The 22,990-nt window shown below is 69.8% G+C and carries 18 protein-coding genes and 1 tRNA gene; 8 read left to right on the top strand and 11 right to left on the bottom strand.

The annotated features are described in order from the left end of the window. Position 1: 1 nt before the first annotated feature. The 10 genes from ON31_RS15020 to ON31_RS14975 form a co-directional block, all read right to left on the bottom strand. Positions 2-1,384 (bottom strand): nucleotidyltransferase domain-containing protein, encoded by a 1,383-nt coding sequence (locus ON31_RS15020; protein WP_039814258.1) that lies wholly within the window; start codon positions 1,382-1,384, stop codon positions 2-4. After that, positions 1,381-2,682, bottom strand: coding sequence for an aminotransferase class I/II-fold pyridoxal phosphate-dependent enzyme (locus ON31_RS15015; RefSeq protein ID WP_051037272.1), 1,302 nt, complete (start codon positions 2,680-2,682; stop codon positions 1,381-1,383). The genes ON31_RS15020 and ON31_RS15015 overlap by 4 nt, the downstream gene beginning before the upstream one ends. Then, positions 2,679-5,372, bottom strand: coding sequence for a PEP/pyruvate-binding domain-containing protein (locus ON31_RS15010; protein ID WP_039814256.1), 2,694 nt, complete (start codon positions 5,370-5,372; stop codon positions 2,679-2,681). Before ON31_RS15010 ends, ON31_RS15015 begins: the two co-directional genes overlap by 4 nt. Then, complete coding sequence (locus tag ON31_RS15005; protein ID WP_039814254.1) at positions 5,369-6,739, bottom strand: cytochrome P450; 1,371 nt, start codon at positions 6,737-6,739, stop codon at positions 5,369-5,371. The genes ON31_RS15010 and ON31_RS15005 overlap by 4 nt, the downstream gene beginning before the upstream one ends. Further along, positions 6,736-8,472: a fatty acyl-AMP ligase gene (locus tag ON31_RS15000; RefSeq protein ID WP_051037271.1), complete on the bottom strand. Its 1,737-nt coding sequence runs from the start codon at positions 8,470-8,472 to the stop codon at positions 6,736-6,738. Before ON31_RS15000 ends, ON31_RS15005 begins: the two co-directional genes overlap by 4 nt. Further along, complete coding sequence (locus ON31_RS14995) at positions 8,469-8,714, bottom strand: acyl carrier protein (protein ID WP_039814253.1); 246 nt, start codon at positions 8,712-8,714, stop codon at positions 8,469-8,471. Before ON31_RS14995 ends, ON31_RS15000 begins: the two co-directional genes overlap by 4 nt. Continuing rightward, complete coding sequence (locus tag ON31_RS14990; protein ID WP_039814251.1) at positions 8,711-9,562, bottom strand: hypothetical protein; 852 nt, start codon at positions 9,560-9,562, stop codon at positions 8,711-8,713. Before ON31_RS14990 ends, ON31_RS14995 begins: the two co-directional genes overlap by 4 nt. Further along, entirely contained in the window at positions 9,559-15,393 is a 5,835-nt protein-coding gene (locus tag ON31_RS14985; protein WP_039814249.1) for an aminotransferase class III-fold pyridoxal phosphate-dependent enzyme, read from the bottom strand. Before ON31_RS14985 ends, ON31_RS14990 begins: the two co-directional genes overlap by 4 nt. Position 15,394: 1 nt before the next feature. Further along, a complete protein-coding gene (locus ON31_RS14980; protein WP_039814248.1) occupies positions 15,395-15,640 on the bottom strand; it encodes an acyl carrier protein in 246 nt (81 codons plus the stop codon). A gap of 486 nt (positions 15,641-16,126) precedes the next feature. Next, positions 16,127-16,903, bottom strand: a complete 777-nt coding sequence (locus tag ON31_RS14975; protein WP_255222113.1) for an SMP-30/gluconolactonase/LRE family protein — start codon at positions 16,901-16,903, stop codon at positions 16,127-16,129. On the opposite strand from ON31_RS14975, the gene ON31_RS37925 reads away from it, so the two are divergent. Further along, positions 16,902-17,135, top strand: a complete 234-nt coding sequence (locus ON31_RS37925; RefSeq protein ID WP_255222112.1) for a hypothetical protein — start codon at positions 16,902-16,904, stop codon at positions 17,133-17,135. The two genes, ON31_RS14975 and ON31_RS37925, sit on opposite strands and share 2 nt — an antisense overlap. A gap of 102 nt (positions 17,136-17,237) precedes the next feature. On the opposite strand, the gene ON31_RS14970 is transcribed toward ON31_RS37925, so the two are convergent. Then, the gene (locus ON31_RS14970; protein WP_039814369.1) at positions 17,238-18,251 is read right to left on the bottom strand and encodes an RNA polymerase subunit sigma-70; all 1,014 of its coding nucleotides are present in this window, start codon (positions 18,249-18,251) and stop codon (positions 17,238-17,240) included. A gap of 83 nt (positions 18,252-18,334) precedes the next feature. Here ON31_RS14970 and ON31_RS14965 point away from each other — a divergent pair, with 83 nt between their 5' ends. From ON31_RS14965 to ON31_RS14935, 7 genes are all read left to right on the top strand, one after another. Continuing rightward, positions 18,335-18,712 (top strand): nuclear transport factor 2 family protein, encoded by a 378-nt coding sequence (locus tag ON31_RS14965; RefSeq protein ID WP_039814368.1) that lies wholly within the window; start codon positions 18,335-18,337, stop codon positions 18,710-18,712. Positions 18,713-18,812: 100 nt separating this feature from the next. Continuing rightward, the gene (locus ON31_RS14960; RefSeq protein WP_039814246.1) at positions 18,813-19,757 is read left to right on the top strand and encodes an SDR family oxidoreductase; all 945 of its coding nucleotides are present in this window, start codon (positions 18,813-18,815) and stop codon (positions 19,755-19,757) included. A 70-nt stretch (positions 19,758-19,827) separates the two neighbouring features. Then, on the top strand, positions 19,828-20,424 hold the full coding sequence (locus ON31_RS14955) for a TetR/AcrR family transcriptional regulator (RefSeq protein WP_039814244.1): 597 nt from the start codon (positions 19,828-19,830) through the stop codon (positions 20,422-20,424). Continuing rightward, positions 20,342-21,325 (top strand): alpha/beta hydrolase, encoded by a 984-nt coding sequence (locus ON31_RS14950; RefSeq protein WP_440589925.1) that lies wholly within the window; start codon positions 20,342-20,344, stop codon positions 21,323-21,325. Before ON31_RS14955 ends, ON31_RS14950 begins: the two co-directional genes overlap by 83 nt. Positions 21,326-21,527: 202 nt before the next feature. Next, positions 21,528-21,890, top strand: coding sequence for a MarR family winged helix-turn-helix transcriptional regulator (locus tag ON31_RS14945; RefSeq protein WP_051037269.1), 363 nt, complete (start codon positions 21,528-21,530; stop codon positions 21,888-21,890). 88 nt (positions 21,891-21,978) lie between these two features. Then, positions 21,979-22,052 (top strand) — tRNA-Met (locus tag ON31_RS14940). Positions 22,053-22,158: 106 nt separating this feature from the next. Further along, positions 22,159-22,791 carry a TetR/AcrR family transcriptional regulator gene (locus ON31_RS14935; protein ID WP_039814238.1) on the top strand — a complete coding sequence of 211 codons (633 nt, stop codon included), beginning with the start codon at positions 22,159-22,161 and terminating at the stop codon, positions 22,789-22,791. The last annotated feature ends 199 nt before the right edge of the window (positions 22,792-22,990 follow it).

Here is a 22,990-nt window from a genome sequence, read left to right as displayed (position 1 = left end):
CTCACTCCTGACTGTCCGCGACCGCCCGCAGCTGTGCGGGGGTCATACCCACCCGAGCGGCGAACGCGGCCAGATCGACGGTGTCGCCGGTGGATCCGCGCACCGTGCGCGCGGCGCTGACCCCGAGATCGGCGACGGTTTTGGCCAGCGCGGCCGGAAACAGCCATCGGCCCAGGTCACGCTGGAACACCCGGGTGAGCCGGTAGGGCGCGGCCACCCGCGCCCCGGCCCGCGACAGCGGGTTGTCGGTGCGCAGCGAACTCATCCGCGCCGCCTCGTCACCGGGCACGAGCAGCAGATTGCGCCACAGTGCCGCGAACCGGGTCACCTTCTCCCCCAGCGCCTGGGTGGCGTTGAACTCCAGATACGCCTTCTCGATGGTGGCGGTGTGCGTGGACCGGCTGCGCAGCAGCGTGTGGATGTCGCGGGTCTTGCGGTCGACGTCGTAGCGGTAGAAACGGTCGGTGTGCGGGCGCGTCCACGCCACCAGCGCGGCGATCCGCTCGTCCGGCACGAGCCGCTGGGTCAGTGACAGCGCGTGATAGACGAGATTGTGCGATCCGGCGGCGGTGACCGCCGCCCGCACCAGGCCGTAGTCCAGGTCGTCGCCCGCGTAGCGCACCAGATTCCAGATGTCGGCGAGCTCGCGCACCCCGGTCTTGTAGTACGGCAGGTGGACGCACAGGTGGTGCAGATTGTCCTCGTGCGCCATGGCCCAGGCCGGAACGCCGTGGAAGTCGATGGGCCGCACCCGCTTCCAGATGGCGGCGTAGTCGATGGTGTACGGTGCGAGCGGCGTGATGAGCCCCCAGTGGGTGCCCACCACCAGCGCACCGTCGCGGGAGACGAACGACGGCAGATGGTGCGAACGCCGCTCGCGCACCCGGGGCTCCTTGCCCAGCAGTTCAGAGACGCTGAACATGCCGAGATCCCGGTAGATCTCGACGGCGGCGTCGACCTGCTCGATATCGAGCAGAATGTCGATATCGTTCATGCGCTTGTAGTACGCGTCGCCGTAGACCTCGGACGCGAAGAGCATGCCCTTGAGCACGACGCAGCGAATACCGGCCGCGTCGAACCGCCGCAGCAGCTCCTTGGCCCCCACCAGCCGCCGTTCGTTGGCCGCGGCGATCTCGTCGGAGACGGCCTGGAACGCATCCGCCAGCGGCACCCGGTCGAACAGGCCCTCGGCGGCGAGCCGATGCTGGACCAGCGGCACGGTCGCATTGCGCCGCGCCAGATTCAGCACCTCCACCCAGTCCATCTCCCCGCGGGCGAGGTCGCGCAACTGGGCGCGCTCGGCGTCGGTGGGCGCGGCCAGGGCGGCGAGCACCAGCAGCCGTTCGGCGGGCGTGCCGCCCGCCGCGATGAGGGCGTCGGTCATCGGGCGGCTCCGATCTGGTCGGGGTGAAAGCCGAACCGGCGCGCCACCGCGTCGATCCGGTCGACGGCGACATCCAGGTGCTCGGTGCTCAGCGTGGCCATCATGGAGATCCGCAGTCGTTGCAGATCCCGTGGCACCGCCGGGAATTCGACACCGTTGACGAAGACGCCCGCCCGGTGCAGCGCGGCCACCACCTCGGCGACCGGCACGGTGGCGGGCAGGATGACGGGCACGATGGCCGTCACCGGGTCCACCGCGAACCCGCGCCGCCGCAGCGCCGCCGCGAAGTAGGCGGTATTGGCGTGCAGGGCCGCCACCCGTTCCGGATGGGCCTCGATGAAGTCGATCCCGGCCAGCACCGAGGCGACCACGGCGGGCGACAGCGAGGCGGAGAACATGTAGGAGCGGGCGAAGAAGCGCAGCGAATCCACCAGCGCCCGGCTGCCCGCCACGAAACCGCCGGTGGTGGCGAACACCTTCGAGAAGGTGCCCATGGCGATGTCGACCCCGCCGTCGAGCCCGAAGTGTTCGGCCGCGCCGTGCCCGCGGGTGCCGAGCACCCCCGTTCCGTGCGCATCGTCCACGGCCAGTAGCGCGCCGAAATCGTCACAGAGCGAGCGGATTTCGGGCAGCGGTGCGATATCGCCGTCCATGGAGTAGACGCCCTCCACGGCGACCACCACATTCGCGCCCGGATTGCGCCAGCGCACCTGCATGAGCCGGTAGCGCAGATGGTCGAGGTCGTTGTGGTCGAAGGCCATCGACCGCACCCGGCCCAGTTGGATGCCGTCGTAGAGGCTGGCGTGGTTCTGCTCGTCGTAGATCAGGATGTCGCCGCTGCGCAGCAGGCCGGTCACCCAGCCGACATTGGCGGCGAACCCGGAGGAGAAGAGCATGGCCGATTCGCAGCCCTTCACCGCCGCGAGCCGCTGCTCGAGCTCGAGGTGGAGCGAAGTGGTGCCATTGAGCAAGGGCGGTCCGCCGCAGCCGATTCCGTACTTCCGGGTGGCGGCCACCGCCGCCTCGATGATCTCCGGTTCGTCGGCCAGGCCCAGATAGTTGTTGGACCCCAGCATGATCACCTCGCGGACGTCCCCCGTCTCCGGGTCCCGCGCCCGCACCACGGGTCCGGCGGGGCCGGTGATCTCGCGCAGGACGAATCCCATGCCGCGCACCCGCTCCACATAGGGGCGGAAGTGTTCGAAACGCTGGTCGAAGGAGTGGGCGTCGGTGTCGAGATAGTGCTCCAGGGTGAAGTTCTCGGCATGTCCGGTGGGGTGGGCGTCGAGGGAGGTCATGCGGAACCCTTTCGTGCGATGAGCGTGACGGTGCCCGCGTGGCCGTCGAGCAGCACGGTGTCGCCGTCGGCGATGCGCCGGGTCGCCTGCGGCACGCCGACCACGGTGGGGATGCCGAGTTCGCGGCCGATGATGGCGGTGTGCGAGAGCAGGCTGCCCTTCTCGCTGACCAGCCCGCCCGCGGCCACCATGAGGAACACCCAGCCCGGATCGGTGGTGGCGGCCACCAGCACCCGACCGGCGGTGACGGCGGCGGTGTCGGGTTCGGGCAACACCAGCGCCGGCGCTTCCACACGGCCCGGCGCGCAGCCGATTCCGGTGAGGACGGTCGCGTCGTCGAAGGCCAGGAAATCCGGTTCGGGCGTGTGCGCGGCCGCGATTCCGGCGGTGACGATGCGCGAGGGAGCCGCCTGCGCCCGCCAGATCTCGTGGTCGCGGGTGCGGGCGGCCACCAGGTCGCGGGGCTGGGCGGTGACGGAGGTGCCGCGGGTGAGGGCGGCGATCTCCTCGTAGGTGAGATAGAAGACATCGCGCGGATCGTCGAGCAGCCCCGCCTCGTGCAGCTGTGTCCCCAACACACGGAACACCCGCTTGACCATGCCGAAGCAGCGGCTGCGCCCCAGGCGCATATTCTCGCGCTGCTTCACCGTGGCGCGGGCCTGGGCCAGCACCAGGCGCACGAGCAGCCACCGCAGCGGACGGCCGCGCAGGGCGCGACGCAGCCGCACCTCCGCCTCCCGGCGGATGCGCCGCTCCTCGGCGGTCATGGTCCGGAAGTCGATATCGCGGCGAATATAGTTGCGCAGCACCGGAATCAGCTTCTCGGGATGCTGTTCCAGCGAGTCCGTCTCCAATTTCAGCTCGTCCACGGTGCGGTCGCCGTAGGCCGCCAGATGCGCACGGTAGGCGGTCAGGAACTCGGTGTGGGCGTCGTCGTGCAGCTCCGCCCACACCCGCGCCGGGTCCCGATCGCTGTCGATCAGCGCGCGCAGGGCGGGATCGGCGGCCGCGCGGGTGGCCAGCGCCAGGGCCGAGCGCACCGGTTCGACGCTGTCCACGCCCTCCTCGCCGCAGAACAGTTCGTTGCGCAGGGTGTCCGGATTCTCGACACCGCTGTCCTGCAACAGTTTTCCGAGCGCGTGGAACAGTTGCTGGGCGATGAAGTCGTTGAAGATCTGCACCGCGTAGGCGGGAACCAGATCACTGATCACGCGGTCGAGCCAGGTCAGCAGTGCGTGCGGGCTGCGCTCCCGATCCGGGGTGGCCGGGTCGAGGCGGTGGTCGAGATCGGCGCGGAACCGGTCGAGTTCGGTGAAGAAGTGCGCCAGTCGGCGCGGCAGCCGGAACCAGCCGAGCAGCAGTATCAGCACGACTCGCGCACGCAGCAGCAGGGTGCGGGCGCGAGCCCAGCCGCCCGCCGGTGGTGCGGGCCGCCGGTAGCGGTTCTCGATGCCGAGTGCGGCCTCCCAGCCCTCGATGGCGAAGTCCAGCCCGGGAATCCGGAGGAACAGCCGATACCAGTTACTGATGTTGTAGTAGATCCGGCCGTGCCAGGTGCCCACCAGATACGGGTAGAGATCGGCGGCACCGGCGCGCACGGTCGCGCGTCGCGCGCCGAAATCCCGGTGGCAGACCCGGAACACCTGCTCGTAGGCCAGCCGCACGATCGAGAAGGTCAGCGGGCTGGATACGCCCGGATAGGACTCGGCCACATTGACGTTGTCGAAGATGGTCTCCTGCGCGCCGGTCGCGGTGACCGGCCGCGTTTGCAGCAGGTGGATTCGGCCCGCGCGGTCGATGGCCCATTCCACGTCCTGCGGGGCGTCCAACCGCTCGGCCAGTTCCACCGCCAGCCCGGTGAGTTCGAGCACCTGGGCGTCGGTGAGGGCCGCGGTGTCGACCGGCGGCACGGCGGTGACCGCGGTGCCGTCCGCCGTCGGCAGGACCGCGCTGGACTTCTCGCCGATGCTGCGGGCGGTGACGGTGCGGGAGCGGGTGTCGACGAAGTAGGTGTCGCAGTCCACGGTTCCGGAGACCACGCCCTCCCCCAGCCCCAGGCCCGCCGAGACCACGGCCTCGCCCGGATCGCCATTGCGCGGATTGCAGCTGAACACCACTCCGGCGGTGGCGCTGTCCACCAGTGTCTGCACGATGACGGCGGTTTCGGCGACGGCATTGCCCAGCCCGCGCCGCGCGCGATAGAACAGCGCCCGCTGTGAGTACGCCGACGCCAGACAGGCCAGTACGGCATCCGGTACCGCCTCGGGCGCGACATTGAGCAGGGTGTCGAGCTGTCCGGCGAAGGAATCGGTGGCCGAATCCTCGCCCCGCACCGACGACCGCACCGCCAGCCGACCCGCCCCCTCGAGCTCGGTGAGCCGCCGGTGCAGGTCGGCGGCGAGATCGTCGGGCAGCGACAGCGCGGTCACCAGCTCCGCGATGGCATCGGCGGTGTCGCGCAACGACTTCGGATCCTCGGCGTCGAGCGCGCCGAGCAGCGCGTCCAGCTCGTCGCGCACCGGTTCGAGAATGCGGGCGCAGGCCGCGGCGGTGAGTACACAGAAGGCCGGCACCCGATACCCGTGCCGGTGCAGCCAGGCCAGCTTGGCGGCCTTGTGCCCGATGAGGGCCGGATCCAGTCGGGCGGCGGCGGTCGCGTCGGCGACGGCGGTCAGTTCGGCGGCGGTCACAGGTCACCTCCGGTGGTGCGGCGGCGCAGGCGCACCAGCACGGGATCGGGAAGATTGGAGATCTGCGGGTTCTCCCGCACCCGCAGTCCGCCCGCGAGTTCGATGTCGTAGCGGGACAGCAGCATGGCCAGCCCCGCCCGGGCCTCGATCAGCGCCAGATGCCGCCCGACGCACAGGTGCGGGCCCCAGCCGAACGGGAAGTAGTGGAACGGCGACCGGTCCCGGGCGGCCGCCGGGAGGAAGCGGTCGGGATCGAAAACCAGTGGCGCGGACCAGAACTGCGGTAGGCGCTGATTGACGAACGGGCTGATCACGACGATGGATCCGGCGGGCAGGTCGAAGCGGTCGAAGCTGTCGGCCGCCACGGGGGTGCGGCTGAACGCCCAGGCGGGCGGGTGCAGCCGCATGGCCTCGTCGAGGGCGCGGCCGGTCAGATCGGGGGCGGTGAGATCGTCGGCGGTCGGCGGGCCGCCCGCCAGTCGCCCGTCGATCTCGTCCACCACATCGCGCAGCACCGTGCGATTGCGGCACAGCTCGTACACGGCCCAGGCGATGGCCCCGCCGGTGGTTTCGTGCCCGGCGAGCAGGAAGGTCAGCACCTCGTGGCGCAGCTGGGTGTCGTCCATGGCGTGCCCGTCGTCGTCGCGCGCGCTCGACAGCCGATCCAGCAGGCTGCCGGAGCCGGTGCGGTGTCCGGCGATGACCTCGTCCACCACCCGGTGCAGCCGCGAAAGCGCCTGCCCGAACGCGCGGTTGGCCGGTGTCGGCACCGACGGCGGCAGTGGAACGGGTGCCGCCATGTGTCGCATGACCCAGTCCACGCCGTGGCGCACATCGTCCTCGATCTGCGGCAGCACATCGTCCACGTCCGCGCCGAGCACCGCACGGCACACCACATCGGCGGCGAAGCCGAGCACCTCCGGCACCAGGTCCACGATCTCGCCGGTATCGGCGTGGCGGTCCAGCCGCGCGGCCATGCGCTGTCCGCACTCCACCATGAGCGGCACCTCGTCGAGAACGTGCCGGCGGTGGAAGACCGGTTTGATGAGCGCCCGCTGCCGCTGCCACAGCTCGCCCTCGCTCACCAGCAGGCCGGGGCCGAGCAGATGGTGCAGGCTCGTATAGCTGATGCCTTTGCGGTAGTTGTCGGCATTGGTCATCATGACCTGCCGAATGTGGTCGGGGTCCACCAGCAGATACAGCTGTTCGTGGGCGAGCCGGATGCGCACGCTGCCGCCGTGCGCGTATGCCTGCTCGTAGAACAGCGTCAACGGGTCGCGCCGATAGTCGAGGTACGCGCCCAGCGGATGGCGGGAGGACGGTCCGGGCAGGCGGCGGCCGGTGTCCCGGGCGAGCAGTGCGGTCACGGTGTCTCCTCGGTGGCGACGAACCGCGCGCGGGCGGCCGCGCGCTGGATCTTGCCGCTGGTGGTCTTGGGCAGAGCGCGCGGCGGCACCAGATGCACCGCGTCGGCCAGCACACCGGTGCGGGAGCTGACGGCGGATCGGATCGCCAGCCGCAGCGCGTCCTGCTCGGCGGTGTCCACTTCGGTTTCCACGATCAGATGCAGACCCTCGGAATGCGCGTCGGCCGTGCGGTATCCGACCGCCGCCACCCCGCCCAGCCGGACACCGGGCACGGTCTGCGCGGCCTGTTCGAAATCGGAGGGGAAGTAGTTGGCCCCGCGAATGATGATCAGGTCCTTGCGGCGGCCGGTGATCCGCAGCCCGCCGTCCCGCAGATAGCCGAGATCGCCGGTGTCCCACCAGCTCCCGTCGACCACGCAGGCCGCCGTGGCGTCGGGCAGCTGGAAATAGCCCGGCGTGCGGGACGGCCCGCGGAACTGCACCGCGCCGAGCACATTGTCGGCGCAGGGCCGTCCCCGCTCGTCCACGACGCGGATCTCGGTGCCGGGCACCGCCGGACCGCAGTCCACCACCTGCACCGCATCGGGGGCGTCCGTGGGCACGTCGACCACGCGGGCCTCGGTCGCCAGCCGGTCCCGGGAGACGGTGTCCACGCGCAGGGTCGCGCGCGGCCGGTTCACGGTGATCGCCAGTGACGCCTCGGCCATGCCGTAACACGGCACCACCGCGTCGCGCGGCAGTCCCCAGGCCGCGAAGCGGTCGGTGAACAGGCGCAGGGTGTCGGCCTGGATCGGCTCGGCCCCGCAGAACAGGAACCGCCACCGCGACAGGTCGACCCCGTCGAGATCCTCGTCGCGCACTCGCAGCGCGGCGTAGCCGTAACCGAAATTCGGTGCCGCGGCGACGGTTCCACCGTAGTCGCTGACATTGCGCAGCCACTCGGCCGGTGCCCGCAGAAAGCGGTTGGGCGGCATGAGCACCGCGCCCGCTCCCGCGAACAGCGGTGTCAGGGTGCCGCCGATGAGTCCCATATCGTGGTTGAGCGGCAGCCAGCCCGCCCAGTTGTCCCCGGGTCCCAGTCCGCACACGCGGGTGATCTGCTCACAGTTGGCGGCGAGATTGGCGTGGGTGATCACCACGCCCTTCGGGGTGCCGGTGGAGCCCGAGGTGCATTGGATGAAGGCCGGATCGGTGCCGTCGGGCAGCCGGGGCTCGGCCTCCGGCGCGTCCGCGGTCACCGCACGCGCGTGCAGGTCCACACCGTTCACCACGATCGTTCCGGTGGGCCGGTGCGCGCCGAGTGCGTCGAGCACATCGGGGGCGGCCACCAGTGCGGCGGGAGCCAGATACGCGACCAGCCGGGCGAACTTGTCCGCGAACAGGCCGCGGCCGCCGAAACCGCTCGGCGGCGCGACCGCCACCGGGATCGCGCCCAGCAGCTGCGCGCCGAAGAACGCGGTGATGAACTCGGTGCCGGTGGGCAGGCACAGCATGACCCGATCACCCGGGCGCACGCCGTAGTCCGCCAGGGCGGCGGCGCTGCGCCGGGCCGCACGGGCCAGGGCGGCATAGTCCAGTACCTCGGATTCGCCCGGTGCCGCGACGAAAACCACTCGGGCCGTGTGTGATTCGTCGGTCGCAGGCGACTCGTCGGTGAGATGGTCGAGCAGTGCGTGCACGATACTCGGATGTCGTGGCCGCAGGGCGGCGGGTGCGGCGGCGGTGAGGGTCATCGGATGGTCTCCCGGACGTGCTCGACAATGCGGTCCACCGTGTCCAGCCGGGCCGCCACGGCATCGGGAATGGTGATCCCGAAGGCGTCCTCCAGCCGCATGGTGAGGTCGATGGAGGTCGGCGAGTCCAATCCGTAGTCGACGAGCGGTGTGCCGCCCTCCAGATCGTCGGCCGCGACCCAGAGCGCCTCGGCCACGATGGCGCGTACCCGGGCCGCGACCGAATCCTGTGTCGATGTCATGCGAACAGCCGTCCTTCCTCGACGCAGCGGCGCACGGATTCCTCGAGGTCCACGCCGTCGGCGGTGTCGATGCGGTGAAAACGCAGGTCCGGAAAGGCCGCGGGGAGGAGCTGCTGCGCGCGCTGGTAGCCCTTGCGCAGTTCCGCCAGCAGTTCCGGCGTCTCGTGGGACTCCCGCGTGCCGTCGCCCACCCGGGCGGCGCAGCGCGCGGCGGCCTGCTCGGGCGGCACGTCGAGCCACAGCACCGCATCCGGCAGGCTGGTTCGGCACCGCCGCGCGAACGCCGGTACTGCCGCATCCGGTTCCAACTGAACGAGTTTGGAGACCTCGCCCAGCAGGTTCCAGATATCGGGGTCGGTGCCCAGGCGCGCCGCCTCACCCGCGTACCAGGCCAGGATGTCGTCGAGGGTGCCGGGCGCGTGCCGATCCAGCACGTCGCGCACCTGCGCCTCGCGAGCGCGCGGATCGGTGTCCAGATCGGCGAGCAGTACGTAGAACGGCCCGTAGACCAGTGTTTCGACGAGCGGATGCCGCTCGCACACCAGCACGTCCGGCGCGAAGGTGTCCACGAAGAACCGTTCGACCGGCCCGAACAGGGTCATCTGGAGGTACAGCGCGATGGCCTTGCACTCCAGGCTGCCGATCTCGTCGCACCCGTCACTGAATGCCTTGAGCTGGCGCGAGAGTCGATGCAGCGGGGCATTCGCGGTGGTGTGGAAGTCCGGGCAGGTCATACTGCCGAAGCCGCGGTCGCGCGGGGCCAGCTCGCGCAGGCGCGCCAGCACCGAGGATTTGCCGCAGCCGTCGATACCGACCAGGGCGATGCGGCGGGTGGGGTTGTCGTTCACTGCTCCGTGCTCCGCAACTGCTCGAGAATGGTGGTGGTGATGTCACCGGCCGGGGCGGTGCCGTCCAGTTCGGTCCAGCCCAGCTCGGCCGACAGCCCCGCGAGGGCGTCGTGGCTGCGCTGCTGGAACTCGAGGAATTCGTGCTCGTCGCCGTAGCCGCTCTCGTAGTCGCTGCGTTTGCGCTTGCGCGCCAACGCGTCCCGCGGGCTGATGCGCAGGTGGAAGGTGAGGTCGGGCTCCGGGAAACCGGATGCCAGCGCGCGCAGGACCGCCGGATCGCCGCCGTGCGCCACCTCGGTGGCGAAGTACTTGTACCAGTACGAGTTCATGAGCACGACGTCCGGACCGCGCCGCGCGGCGAGATCGAGCGCCAATTGCATGGCGTGATAGAGGAAATGGGTGCGGCTGAGCGGGGTGAGCACCTTCAGGTAGCCGTAGATGGCGTCGGGTCGGTCGAACGGCAGTTTGGCCGACACCGCGGGGTCCAGGAAGGCATCCCAGATGGTCACCGCCGCCACCGTCTGCCCCTGTGATTCGAAGACGCTCGCGAGCCGCGCCACCTGGGTGGTCTTTCCGGAGCCGTCGCCACCGGCAATGCAGATCATCCGTTTGCGCGGCGACAGCGTCCGGACCGCCGGGCGGTCGGAGTGGGTTCGATCGGTCATGAGAGCGCCTCCTGATCGTGCGCGAGACGTAGTGGGTGTCGACCCCGGATCGGGTAGCGCCGCTACCGGGCGCGGGGCGGCGGGCGCGGGATCCGCGTCCCGCCCGGGCGGGGCGGTGTCGAGCAGGGTGACGGTGCCCGCGCCGCCGTCGATCCGGAGCCGCTGTCCGGAGCGAATGGCGGCGGTGGCGCCGGGAACATTGAGCACGGCCGGGATGCCGTACTCACGGCCGATGACGGCGGCGTGCGAGAGCAGTCCGCCGACCTCGGTCACGACGCCGGTCACCAGGCCCAGCGCCGGGGTCCAGCCGGGATCGGTGAACCGGGTGACGAGAATGTCGCCGGGGCGCAGGTCGGCGATCTCGGCGAGTGATGCGATGACCCGCGCGGGGCCTTCCACCACGCCCGCACTGCACCCCAGCCCGGTGAGCACGCCGTCGCCGGGTTCGGTGTGCGAGACCGTCACGCCGGGGCCGAGTTCGTGCGGTGGCACCAGATCCCGGTAGCCGTCGTACATGGCCCGCCGGTAGCGGATCGTGGCCGCCAGCTCGTGACCGCCGCGGAAACCCTGTGCCAGATCGGCGATCTCATGGATGTCGAGCATGTACACATCGGCCGGGTCGGCGAGGGCTCCGGCGGCGTGCAGCCGTGTCCCGGCCTCGACCACGTAAGCGCGCACGATGGCGTAGCAGCGGGAGGAGAAGTCCCGCATCAGCTCCCGCGCCACCAGGTACCGGCGGGCCAGTGCCAGCTGCCGGTCCAGACTGCGCGCGAAGCGGACCCGGGTGCGCGGATCGGTCCGCACCCGCGCCCGCACGGCCGCCGCCTCGGCGTCGAAGCGGGCCCGCTGCTCGGTGAGCGACCGCTCGGGATCGGCGGGCGGGGTCCCGGTCGCGAGCATCGACGCGATCATGGCCCGAACGCGCGCGGGCTCCTCCGACCAGCGCGGACAGGTGATATCCAGCTCCATATCGGCGTGGAAACCGTGCTGGTCCAGGAACTCCCGCAACGCGCGCTGCCATGACTCCCCGTCCAGGCCCTCGGCGGCCGCCACCCGGTACAGCCCGACAATGCCGCGCTGCATGGCCATATGGCTCACCTCGGCCAGCCCGCCGATGAGCGCCAGCACCTGGGTGCTGCCGCCGGTGGCGGCGTCGACCTTGGCGAGCAGCGTCTTGAAATCCGATTGGACGGTGGTGTTGTGGTAGATGGTGGTGAAGTAGGCGCGTTCGGTGGTGGCGTGGAACGACAGCAGACAATCCACCAGTTCCGCGGTGAAGGTCGCGGTGTCCACACTCGGCAGTCGCGCCGCCCGCTCCCGCCAGCGCGCGTACTTGGCCTCCCAGCCGGCGGCGAACCGCTCCACCTCCGTCAGTTGCCCGGTGGTGAGCCGCCGCAACGCCAGCGCGGTGGGTACCGCGCGGGCTACCGTCAGCGCGTTCGTGGGCGTGCGGTCCGGCCCGACCGGCCCATAGTCCACGTTCACGCCCAGATCGGCGTCGAAGATGCGCTCGTCGTAGCCGGGCACTCCCGCGTAGGCCCGCTTCACCGCCGCCACGTTCCAGTAGGCGCGGCCGTAGTGCATGGCCATCCAGGCGGGTTCGTCGTCGAGTAGTCCGAGCCGGGTGAAGAATCGCTGCATGGACGCCTGGAAGGCGTTCTCGTACAGCGAGAACATGAGCGGGGTGCAGACGCGGGCGGAGACGCCGCCGTCACGGAAGTCGGCATCGGTGAGCTGTTCGATATCGGTGCGCCAGGCGATGGCGGTGACGGCTCGCGACTGCAGCAGCCACAGCCGTCCGTCCGTTCCGACGGCCCATTCCACATCCTGCGGTCGATGCCGGAATGCCTGGACCCGCAACAGCATCCGGGTCAGTTCGGCGATCTCGGCGGCATCCAGCAGCACCGGTTCGTCGCCCTCGCTGCGCTGCACCACCGTGCCGTCGTCCAGCCGGACCGTGAGCCGCAGCGGTGTCACGTGGCCGGACACCAGGCGCTCCCCCAGCCCGGCGCAGCACTCCACGACCGCGTGTTCCTCCCTGCCGGTGATCGGGTCGATGGTGAAGCCCACACCGGCGGTGCGGGATTCGACCATGCGCTGCACCAGCACCGCCACCCGCGCCCGGGCCGGATCGAAACCACGGCGTTCCAGGTAGCCGCGCACCCGGTCGTTGTGCGCCGAGGCCCGGCAGTCGGCGATGCGGCGGCGCAGCGCGTCCCGATCGCCGATCTCGAGGTAGGTCTCGTACTGTCCGGCGAAGCTGGCGTCGTCGAGGTCCTCGAGCACCCCGCTGGAGCGCACGGCCACCGGGTAGCCGCCGACGGCCGCGATGAGCCCATCCACCTCGGCGTCGGTCAGCTGGTCCGGATCGGTGTCACCGGGAATCACGAAGCCCGGCGGCACCGGGAATCCGGCGGCGGTGAGTTCGTGCAGGGTGGCCGCCTTGCCGCCCGCGGCCTCCACCCGGAAGTCGGGTGCGCCCAACAGCATGGGAACGGTCATGGTGACTCCTCGCGGTGCGGGCGGTGCGGGCGCGATCCGCTGCCGCCGCGCCAGCTCGGCCGCGGCCCGCACCCCGGCGACGGTCAGCGCGCCGTAGGACGGGCTCGGCGTATCCGGTTCGAAGCCGAGGGCGATGGTCTCGGCCATACACGCGTAGAGGGTGCCCGGCGGCAGCTTGGTGCCTGGGAAATCGGGGACCTGACCGTCCGGCAGGCGCATGCGCCCACCGGACAGCACCGTGACCCCGGGCAACGCGGCGGCACCGGGATCCACATCGCCCGGGACCGCGAGGTCGTAGACGAGGACGGAGTGGTCGGTGGACAGCTGGTCGGCCGTGAGCACGGGGGTGGCCGCATTGGTGGCGGTGACGATCAGGCGGCAGTCGCGCAGCGCGGTCATATCCTCGCGCACCGCGACCCGGTCCGGATCGCCGAGCCGCTCGGCCACGGTCCGCAGCCGTCGCGCGGAACCTCGCCGACCCACCAGCAGTAGCGAATCGACGTGCGGGAGTAGTAGTTCCGCCATGACCGCCCCGATATTGCCGATGGCTCCGACCACGGCGACGCGGCGCTCCCCGGCGGGCAGCGCCGCCAGCTCCCGGCGCATGAGCTCGTAGGCGCACGCGGCAGTGAGCGAGTTGCCGGAGGTGATGCGGGCGGTGTCCTCCACCACGGCGCGGGCGGCGTCGGTGACGATCGAGGTGTAGCCGCCCAGACCGATCACACCGGCCCCCGCGCCGATCGCGAGATCCACCGCGTCGAGCACCGCATCCCGCAGCCATGCGCCCTCGCCGTCGCGCTGGATGGCGACGGCCTGCTGTGCCGAGAACGGCACGGCGATCATCGCGACCTCGACCTCGGCCCCCGATACCGACCGGATGCGTTGCCGGGTGACCTCGAAGGGCCGCAGCACGCCGCGCAGCCGCTCCATCAGGGCCTCACACTGATGGTCGGACCACGCGGCCAGCTCCGGTGCCAGCAGCCGCAGATCCCCGGGGCGTTCCAGATTGGCGAGGAAGGCGACGCGCGACGGGCCGTCGAGTGCGGTGGCGGGCTCGGGGCGGCGGCGTTCGAAGTCGGGTGTGTGCGCGGGCAGCGGGGTCGGATGCGCGGCGGGCAGGGTGAGATGGTCGAGCAGGGCCGCGTAGTCCGCGCGGTGCAGCAGGTCTGCCACGGCCTCGAAGGCGGTCGCGATGCGGTCGATATCGGCGACGCCGAGGTACGCCGACGGCTGCACCCGCAGCGTGGCGGGGGCGGACAGGGTCGGCAGCACCCGGATGCCGTGCCGGTGCAGGAGATGTCCGGCGACCAGATACCCGAACCATTCCTCGTCCAGGAACTCGCGCAGTACGGGCGATGCCGGTCGGGGCGGGCGCAGTTCCACCGCCAGCAGCAGCCCGCGCCCGCGCACCCCGGCGATGACATCCGGTCGGCGGTCGGCCACCGCGCGCAGCCGATCGCGCAGCCGGGTACCGGTGGCGGCGATGCGTGGCAGCAGTTCGGGTATGAGATCCAGTGCGGTACAGGCAATCTCGGACGAGTAGTCGTCCTCGGCGAAGGTGGAGGTGTGCTGTCTGCCGAATTCGGGCAGATAGCGGTCGCGCTGGACAAGCAGCGCCGAGATCTTGGCCAGACCGCCGCCCAGTGCCTTGGACAACAGGTAGTAGTCCGCGTGTACACCCGAGGGCTCGGCGGCCAGGAAGGTGCCGGTACGGCCCATGCCGCTCTGGATCTCGTCGAAGACCAGGGCGGCCCGGTGGCGATCGGCCAGGGCGCGGACGGCGCGCAGCACGTCGCCGGACAGCTCGTACACGCCGCCCTCGCCCTGCACGGGTTCGACGAAGCACGCCGCCAGCCGGGACGCGTGCCGGACGGTCGGCACCGGCGCACCGGATGGTCCGAAGGATATGTCGCAGAAAGTGATTCGTTCGCCGTCCAGAGCCCGTTCGAGGGTGTTCGACGCGGTGGCGTCCAACCGGACCACCTCGGGTCCGAACATCGGGCGGCCGTCGTCGGTGGCCCGGTCGGTGAGCACCGCCGCCGCGGCGGTCTTCCCGTGGAACGATCGCATCAGCGCCACGAACAACGGTGCGCGTTCCCGCAGGGCTGTCACGTCGCTGATCGATTGGGTGAGAAGGGATTCCACCGAGCCATTCCACGGCGCTGGGAGCGGTTGCCCGGCCAGGCCGTCACGTCGGGCGCGGCGCAGGGTCCGCTCCAGGTCCGCCCGCACGGCCGACAGGTACCGCGACCGTTCCAGCGCGGCGTGCTTGACGGCGGCCTCCACCGCCTCGGCTCCCGTGGACGCCAGTGTGACCACGTACTCGGCCCCCGTCGATGCCCCGACCAGGGCGGACAGGCGCGCACTCAGTCGGGCGGCACCGGCGCGCACACTGCCCTGCACCGCGAACGGCCGCCGTGCCTGCAATGCCGTCTCCGCCGCGCGGATCAGGGCGGGATGGTTGTGGCCGAACAGTCCGGCCCCGTGTCCGCCCACGAGATCGAGTACCGCGCGGGCGGCAACGCCGCCGCCACCATCCAGCGTGGCGGGGACCAGTGTGTCGTACTCGGCCGCGCGGTAGTCGGCGTCGAGATGGAAAGCCCGGAGCAGCCGGGCTATCTCGGGCCGGGCGTAGCGGCCGTACACATCACTCGGATCGGCCATGTCAGCTCGCTTTGCGCAGCTCGACCGCGACGTATTCGGCCACCTGGCGGGTGGTACGCAAGGCGGCGGCATCCGCATCGGGTATGTCGATGCCGAACAGCTGCTCGAGTTCGATCACCAGCTCGGCCGAACGGACCGAATCGAGGCCGTACTCGAGCAGGGGTCGGTCCAGTTCCAGCGCGGGCGCGTTCAGACGCCCCCGGAACAGCTCCCGGACTCGCTCCAATACCGTCGGGTCCACACTCATCGAGATCTATCCCCACGTGAAAAACGGTGCACGACAGCACAATCGATGTATCGATGGCTCGATGCATGCGACTGCCCCGGCACACTTTGCGTACCTCGGCTCCATTGCCCGGCGTCCGTAGCGCGAAGCGCCGCCTCGTGAGCGCGCATCAGCGGAATCCGGTGCGGTCAGACGTGTGACAGCACCGAGAAGGCGTGCGGCATAAGGGGACTAGTCACCCCAGCCTGGTTCGTCATCGAACCCGTGACGGGAAAGGCGGGCGTGAGCCCCACGCCCGTCGGGTACCCTGCTCTCCCGATCGTTCACCGGTAACCGACCAGGCGTAGCGCGTTCGAAAAGCGTTACACCACAGTTAATCTCCGGCGATAGCCCGATAGTACCCACGAGTAGCGCTGGGTGCCACGACGAATCACGTCGATCACGTGAACTGTACTGACCCGCAATGTAAATCAGCACACATATACGCGGCAAAACGCGGGTGCGAACTCAGTGCGGTGTCAGTCGCGTCACAGTGCCCAGATAGCTGGTGACGTACAGTGAGTTGGGGTCCCAACCGGGGCCGGAGCCGAACCGGGCGCTCGTCGACAGCGGCAGACCGTCCGCCACGGTGCACCAGCGGGCGTGGTCGGGATCCACCCGGATCACTTTGCCGCCCAGACTGTAAGTGACATAGACGAATCCGTCCGGACCCACCGTCACCCCATCGGCGGCGTTCAGCGGCCCCGGCCCGGGCAGTTCGATGATGGTCGCCGCCTCCGGGCGATCCGGGTCCACCATCGCGATCACGGTTACCGGGTCGAAGGTGCTGGATACGAACAGCCGATGCCGCCGCGGATCGTAGGCCAGGCCATTGGTGGAGGTGACCGCCGAGGAGAACGGGCCCGCGTCCACCCCGGCGCGTACCAGCGTCATGCGGGTGTCGGCTCCCATATCGCTGGTGACCACGAAGTCGCCGTCGGGCAGCAGCGCCAGCCCGTTCGGCATATCGAGTCCGGCTGCGACGCTGCGGCGCGCGCCGGTGTCCAGATCCACCGACTCGATCCCGCCGGGTTCGGCGGCGAACTTGGATTGCAGGCTCAGCCCGGTCGTGTAGTAGAGCGTGTCACCGACGACGCTCAACTCTCCGACCCCGTCGATATCGTCGACCAGGGTTCCGCGCCGCCCGTCGGCGGCGATTTCGCGCACCGCCCCGCCGGTCCCGGTGGCCGACTGCTCGGAGAGCAGCAGCCCGCCGCGCCCGTCGAAAGCGAGGCTCTCCAGCATGCCGTACCCCGACGCCACGGTGCTGGCCGTCCATCTGCCGCAGTGGTCCGCCGTGGCGGGCGCGGCCCCCGCCGGTCCGGGCGGGGCGAACGGGGCGAGCGCCACCCCGACCGACGCGGTCAGCAACGTACGTATGGCGGATTTCCGGAACCTCATCAACTGGTACTTCCCGTGGGTGCCTGCGGCCTGCGCGGGCGGCCCTGCCAGCCCGCCACGCGGTCGACCTCTGTAGGGCGGCACGCTAGCTGCGGCGGCAGCTGTCTGGGGAAGCTTTGGTTTCGAATTGTCAGATAGCCCAGTCCGTCTCAGTCGATCCGGGCAATCCGACAAGTCGTTACCGAAAGTCGCGGCCGTCGGCCCCCGCGAGACCGTCGGTCCATGAGACGGGGAGCCCGAAGCGTGGAAAGACGTCTTCGGGTGGGAAATGGGTGAGTGCGGCAACGCCGTTCGCCGTGAGGGCGAGCACCAGCATCCCGGTCGCCCGAAACTCCGATGCTCCCGGAAGCAGGGAATAGCAGGCTACGGCGGGCTGGGTATTGGCCCGGACGGCGACCAGGCGTATCGGGTGCTCGTGCCGGAACGCCGGGACGTACCGGAGGAATTCGCCGATCGCCGCACGCCCTCCGTAGGCGTGCGGCCAGGGCGGCATGGTCAACCAGGCGTCGTCGGTCAGCAGTTCGACGACGGCGTCGACATCGCGATCGGTGAAGGCGTCGGCGAAGCGCCGGGTCAACGCCCGCTCGGCCGCCGAACCGGGCGCGGGAGCCGGTCCGGCGGGGCCGCGCCGCACCGACTCCAGGGTCTCCCGGGCCCGCTGTAAAGCCGCCTTCACCGCCGTCGGACTGGTGCCGAGCAACTCGGCCGCCTCCGCACCGGAGAACTCCAGCACCTCGCGCAGCACCAGGACGGCCGCCTGCCGGGGCGGCAACTGCTGGAGTGCGGCGATGAAGGCCAGTTCCACCGATTCGCGGTGTTGACAGCGCAGTGCCGGATCGGTGTCGAGCAGGGTGTCCGGGTAGGGCTGCAACCAGCCGACGGTGTCGTGCGCGGGCGGTTCGGGCACCTCGAAGGGCAGTGGTTCGACCGGATGCCGCCGTGCGGTGCGCAGTGTGTTCAGGCACCGGTTGGTGGCGATCCGGTACAGCCAGGTGCGCACCGAGGACCGCTGCTCGAACTCCCCCAGTCCGCGCCACGCCGCCATCAGGGTCTCCTGAAGGGCGTCCTCGGCGTCCTGGAACGAACCGAGCAGCCGGTAGCAGTGCAGCTGCAATTCGCGCCGATACGGTTCGGTCAGTTCGCGAAACGCCCGCTGGTCGCCGGAGCGGGCTGCCGTGAGGGCCTCGGTCACGTCGCCATTCTGGCACCGGTCCGTTTCGGCGGCGGCCGGTGTCCATTCCATCGACAGTTCCCATTCGATACGAGGTGACCGATATGAATCAGCACACCAGCCCCGCCCTCGACCTGGCCCGCGCCTACTTCGACGCTTGGACCGGGCATGACATGGACAAGGCCATGACCTACATCGCGGCCGACATCGTCTGCGACACGCCCGCGGGCCGGATTCGGGGCGCGGACGCGTTCCGGGCGTTCCTCGAACCGTTCGCCGATACCGTGACCGGTGTGCGTCCGCTGGCCGCCTTCGGTGACGAGACGACCGCGCTGATCATGTACGACACCGCCTCGGTTCCGGTGCCCTCGGCTCCCGGCGCGGAGCTGATCGGGGTGGAGAACGGGCGAATCACACAGAGCCGCTTCATCTTCGATCGCCTACCCTTCTATCTCGCGGAGACCGCCGCGACGCCGGGCTGAGTTTGTCGGCGCGCGGTCTGGGTTAGTATCGCTGCCGTTCGGATCCGCAACCTCGCAGTAGGCGCAAGATCACCATTGATATGCGACAGAGGTATCAGCCATGAGCGGAATCGGTTACGAGCCCGGACGATTGCATCTGCTGACCGTCGGGGCCGCACGCAAGAACGAGGGTTGCAGCCCCTACGGAATCATCGCACGCAGTCTCGCGCGGCAACTGCTCGACGCCGGTGAGCGCGTCCGCATCGTCGCCGAGTCCGACCAATCGCACGATTGGCCGCACCCGGTCGAGCTGATCGCCGGATCGATCACCCGACCGCTGGAGATCTGGGACGCGTTCACCGGCGTCGACGCCGTCTTCCTCACCGGAGCCGATCCGGCCACCCTCGACGACGCGCTCGCCCTGGCCCGCACCGCGCACGTCGGTCAGATCGTGCTGCTGTCCTCGCACGGACCCGAATACGAGGCGGCCTATCCGGCCGAGACCTGGTTCTGGCTGGCCATCGAGAAGGCTGTCGAACGTTCCGGCATCGGCTGGACCCATATCCGTCCGTCGGCCGTCATGGGCTCGATTCTGGAAGGCACCTATCCTGCCACGGGTTCGGACTGGGCCGACACCATTCGTGCGGAAGGCGTTGTGCGCGAGGCATTCCTGAACACCGGCCACTATCCTTTCATCCACGAGGACGACCTCGCCGCCGTCGCCGCCGCGGCCCTGCGCACCGACGACTATCTGGGCATGACCATCGAGGCCGTGGGCATGCCCATCAGCACCCTGTCCCGAATCCGCTTCATCGCCAACGCTCTCGGTCGCGACATCACCACCGCCGAACTCACCCCCGACGAGAGCCGTGCCGTCTGGCGCGATCGCGGCTGGCCCGACAGCGCCATCGACGTCACCCTCTACGCCCTCGAGGAATACGCCACCCACCTCGAAGAACTCATCGCCTGGACCCTCGACCAATCCCCGTCGGTCTCCGAGATCATCGGCCGCCACCCGCTCAGCTACGCCGAATGGGCCCTCGAACACGCGAAATTCTTCCGCTGACCGCAGCCATCCCTCCCATACCGATGTACAGACCGACCGTCGGTCGGTAGAGTGCGATGCGGGAGGCGTAATGCGACAGGTGAAAAAGCCCGAGGTGCGCAAGGCGGAGATCGTGGACGCGGCGATACGCAGCTTCTCCGAACGCGGGTACGCCGCCACCACGGTGGATTCGATCGTCGGCGAACTCGGGGTGGCGAAAGGGTGCTTCTACCACCACTTCGGTTCGAAGGAGCAGCTTTTCGCCGCGGTGGTCGAGGTGCACGCGGAGCGATTGTGTGCGCGTCACCTCGAGATCCTGCGCGATACGACGCGGTCGCCACGGGATCGGTTGCGTGCCTACATCGACCACAGCTACGCGATGGCCGAGCGCGGCGCGGCGCCCGGTGTGGTCGACATGCTGCATGGTGAGCGATTCCGGGAGATGCATCACCGGGTCGTGGACGAGGCGGTGAACGTGTTGCGCCCGGTCATGGCTGACCTGCTCGCCGCGGGGGTGTCCGCAGGTGAATTCCGGTTGGCCGACCCGGAATTCACCGCTGTCGCCCTGCTCGGCGCGCTGCGGGAGCTGCACGAGCACTACGCCGATCGGACCGGGCTGGATCTGGTGGCACATCGCGCCGCCGTCCTGGAACTGCTCGCACGCCTCCTGGATACCGACTTCGCCTGACAGCGGGAGATACACCATGAAAACGACTGCGGTGACCTTCGATTCGTCCGGAACCGAATGCGCCGGGACGTTGTACGGCGAGACCGAGACGGGCCGAGTGCCCGCGGTGCTGCTGTGCCCCGGTTTCAGCGGTACCCAGGACACGCCGGCGGTGGTGGCCGCCGCCCGCGCCTTCGCGAACGCGGGCTACGCGGCGATGACCTTCGACTATCGGCGCTTCGGCGCGAGCGCGGGCGAACCCAGACAGGTCGCCGATCTAGCGGAACAACTCGACGACATCCGCGCGGCCGTTGCCTTCGCTCGCACGCGACCGGGGATCGATTCCGATCGCATCGTGCTCTGGGGGACGTCCCTGGGCGGCGGGCACGTCGTGACCGTGGCCGCCGGGGACGAGCGGATCGCGGCCGTAGTGGCCCAGGTGCCGTTCAACGGTTTCCCACGCCGGGCCGAAGGGCGCTCCACGCGCGATACCCTGGCGCTGCTCGCGGTCATGGTATCCGATTGGCTGCGTGGCACTTTCGGTCTGCGCCCCCGCTACATTCCCGCCGTCGGGCTGCCGGGCGAACTCGCGGTCATGACCGGCCCGCAGGCGCACGGCACCATCGCCGCCATGGACAGCAAGACCTGGCGCAACAGCATCGCGCCACGCGTCCTGCTGCAGATGATGCGCTACAAACCCGGCCGCCACGCGCCGGAGCTGCGCATGCCGCTGCTGGTCTGCATCGCCGAGCACGACCGTGAGACGGTCGCGTCCAGCACCACCGAACTCGCCGACCGCGCGCCGCATGCGGAGCTGCGCAGCTACCCCCTCAGTCACTTCGAGATCTACCACCCCGAGCACCGCGATCAGATCATCGCCGATCAGGTCGACTTCCTGAAGCGAGTGCTGGCCGCGCGGTGAATCGTCGCGCGGTCCATCCGGCTGCACCGCCCGCGCCTCACAGGCTGCTCGTCGTCCTCCTCGGCGCCGCGATTATGATGAGCGTCGATTTCGCCGTCTGACCGAGGAGGCCGCGCTGTCCGAGCGCTCGAGTGCCGACGTCGTCGCCACCGACCTGAGCGAGGCCGCCGACCTCTACCTGACCATCGGCCGCCTGCTCCGCATGCTGCGCCAGTCCGGCGACTCCGGCGCCCTCTCTCCCGGCGCCGCCTCCGCCCTCGCCTCCCTGGCCCGCTCCGGCCCCCTGCGCCTCGGCGACCTGGCCGCCGTCGAACGCGTCAGCGCCCCCACCATGTCCCGCATAGTCACCGGCCTGGAACGCGCCGGCTACCTGGAACGCGCCGCCGACCCCGGCGACGGCCGCGCCCAACTCCTCACCGCCACCCCCACCGGCCACAACCTCGTCAACGGCCTCACCTCGGCCCGCATCCAACGCTTCGCCGCCGCCATGGAACGCCTCGACCGCGAACAAAGAGACGCCCTCACGACAGCTTTGAACGTCCTCGTCGACGAACTCGCCCGCTGACCGTGCCCCGCCACCAGACCTCGAAAACCCCCTCTGTCCAGGCGTTTTGGTAACCACGCCCACTGTCTGTAAGGTTGTGTTCACCCGACGCGGGGTGGAGCAGCTCGGTAGCTCGCTGGGCTCATAACCCAGAGGTCGCAGGTTCAAATCCTGTCCCCGCTACTAGGCGGAGGCCCGGAACCGGATGGTTCCGGGCCTTTCGCGTTGGTTCGGCGTCGGTGGCTCGCACCAATTTCGTTGACATTCCGTCAGCGTTAAGCTCGGTCATGTGAAGGACGATTGCCGGTACGTGCGGGCCGTTCGCGGGCGTCCGCGCAAGTCGGACGCGGAGCGGGCCGAGGTCCGGCAGCGGATTCTGGAGAGCACCGCCAGCGTGTATGTCGAGCACGGCCACGCCGGACTCACCGTGGAGCGCATCGCCCGCGCGGCGGGTATGTCCAAACCGACCTTCTACAAGTACTTTCCGAGCAGCACGGCGGCGATGTCGGAACTCGTCGCCGAGTGCAATCGGCGTTTGCGGGAGCGCATCGAAGCGGCGGTCTCGGGTCGATCCGAGCTGACGGACAAGATCGATGCCGGTATCGACGCGTACCTGGACTGGTCCGATGAGATCGGTGATGCGCTGCTGGTGTTCCGTGCCGAGGAGGCAGGTTCACCGGCGGTCGTCGCCGGTCTGCGCACCGAGTCGAACGCCGTCTACAGCGGCATGATCGAGGCGCTGGCGGCGGATTCCAACCTGCATCCGGCCCCTGAGGTGATCGCCATGCTGCTGGCGGCCATGCAAGCCGGCGCTCGCCAGTACCAGGCGGATCCCAGTCGTCGGGCGGCGGTGAAGCAGGGCATGCTGCGATTCGCGGCGATCGCCGCCCTGCCTTCCGACCCGTCGGGCGATGGCGTGTAGGCGCGATCGGGCACCGATTCGCGCAGCCACCCAGCGGCTCTACCGCCTAACGATTTGCCGAGGATTGACCGAGCGCGGTTCGCAAGATTACCGTGACGCGTGGTTGCATTTACGACTACGTAAATGAAATAGCAAAGGTGCGGCGGGTGGTCCGCCGACAGTTCGGAGGTCAACGATGATCGTCCATCACCTGAATTGC

It is taken from the genome of Nocardia otitidiscaviarum NBRC 14405, assembly GCF_000308635.1.
Lineage (GTDB): Bacteria > Actinomycetota > Actinomycetes > Mycobacteriales > Mycobacteriaceae > Nocardia > Nocardia otitidiscaviarum.
The sequence above is the reverse complement of the archived record's forward strand: the minus strand, read 5'-3'. Positions and strand labels throughout refer to the sequence as shown.

Excerpts from the sequence above, each read along its gene's own strand:
- ON31_RS15020 (WP_039814258.1), bottom strand. The coding sequence starts at position 1,384 with ATGACCGACGCCCTCATCGCGGCGGGCGGCACGCCCGCCGAACGGCTG.
- ON31_RS15015 (WP_051037272.1), bottom strand. The coding sequence starts at position 2,682 with ATGACCTCCCTCGACGCCCACCCCACCGGACATGCCGAGAACTTCACC.
- ON31_RS15000 (WP_051037271.1), bottom strand. The coding sequence starts at position 8,472 with ATGACCCTCACCGCCGCCGCACCCGCCGCCCTGCGGCCACGACATCCG.
- ON31_RS14995 (WP_039814253.1), bottom strand. The coding sequence starts at position 8,714 with ATGACATCGACACAGGATTCGGTCGCGGCCCGGGTACGCGCCATCGTG.
- ON31_RS14985 (WP_039814249.1), bottom strand. The coding sequence starts at position 15,393 with ATGGCCGATCCGAGTGATGTGTACGGCCGCTACGCCCGGCCCGAGATA.
- ON31_RS14980 (WP_039814248.1), bottom strand. The coding sequence starts at position 15,640 with ATGAGTGTGGACCCGACGGTATTGGAGCGAGTCCGGGAGCTGTTCCGG.
- ON31_RS37925 (WP_255222112.1), top strand. The coding sequence starts at position 16,902 with ATGCCGTACCCCGACGCCACGGTGCTGGCCGTCCATCTGCCGCAGTGG.
- ON31_RS14975 (WP_255222113.1), bottom strand. The coding sequence starts at position 16,903 with ATGCTGGAGAGCCTCGCTTTCGACGGGCGCGGCGGGCTGCTGCTCTCC.
- ON31_RS14965 (WP_039814368.1), top strand. The coding sequence starts at position 18,335 with ATGAATCAGCACACCAGCCCCGCCCTCGACCTGGCCCGCGCCTACTTC.
- ON31_RS14960 (WP_039814246.1), top strand. The coding sequence starts at position 18,813 with ATGAGCGGAATCGGTTACGAGCCCGGACGATTGCATCTGCTGACCGTC.
- ON31_RS14955 (WP_039814244.1), top strand. The coding sequence starts at position 19,828 with ATGCGACAGGTGAAAAAGCCCGAGGTGCGCAAGGCGGAGATCGTGGAC.
- ON31_RS14945 (WP_051037269.1), top strand. The coding sequence starts at position 21,528 with ATGCTGCGCCAGTCCGGCGACTCCGGCGCCCTCTCTCCCGGCGCCGCC.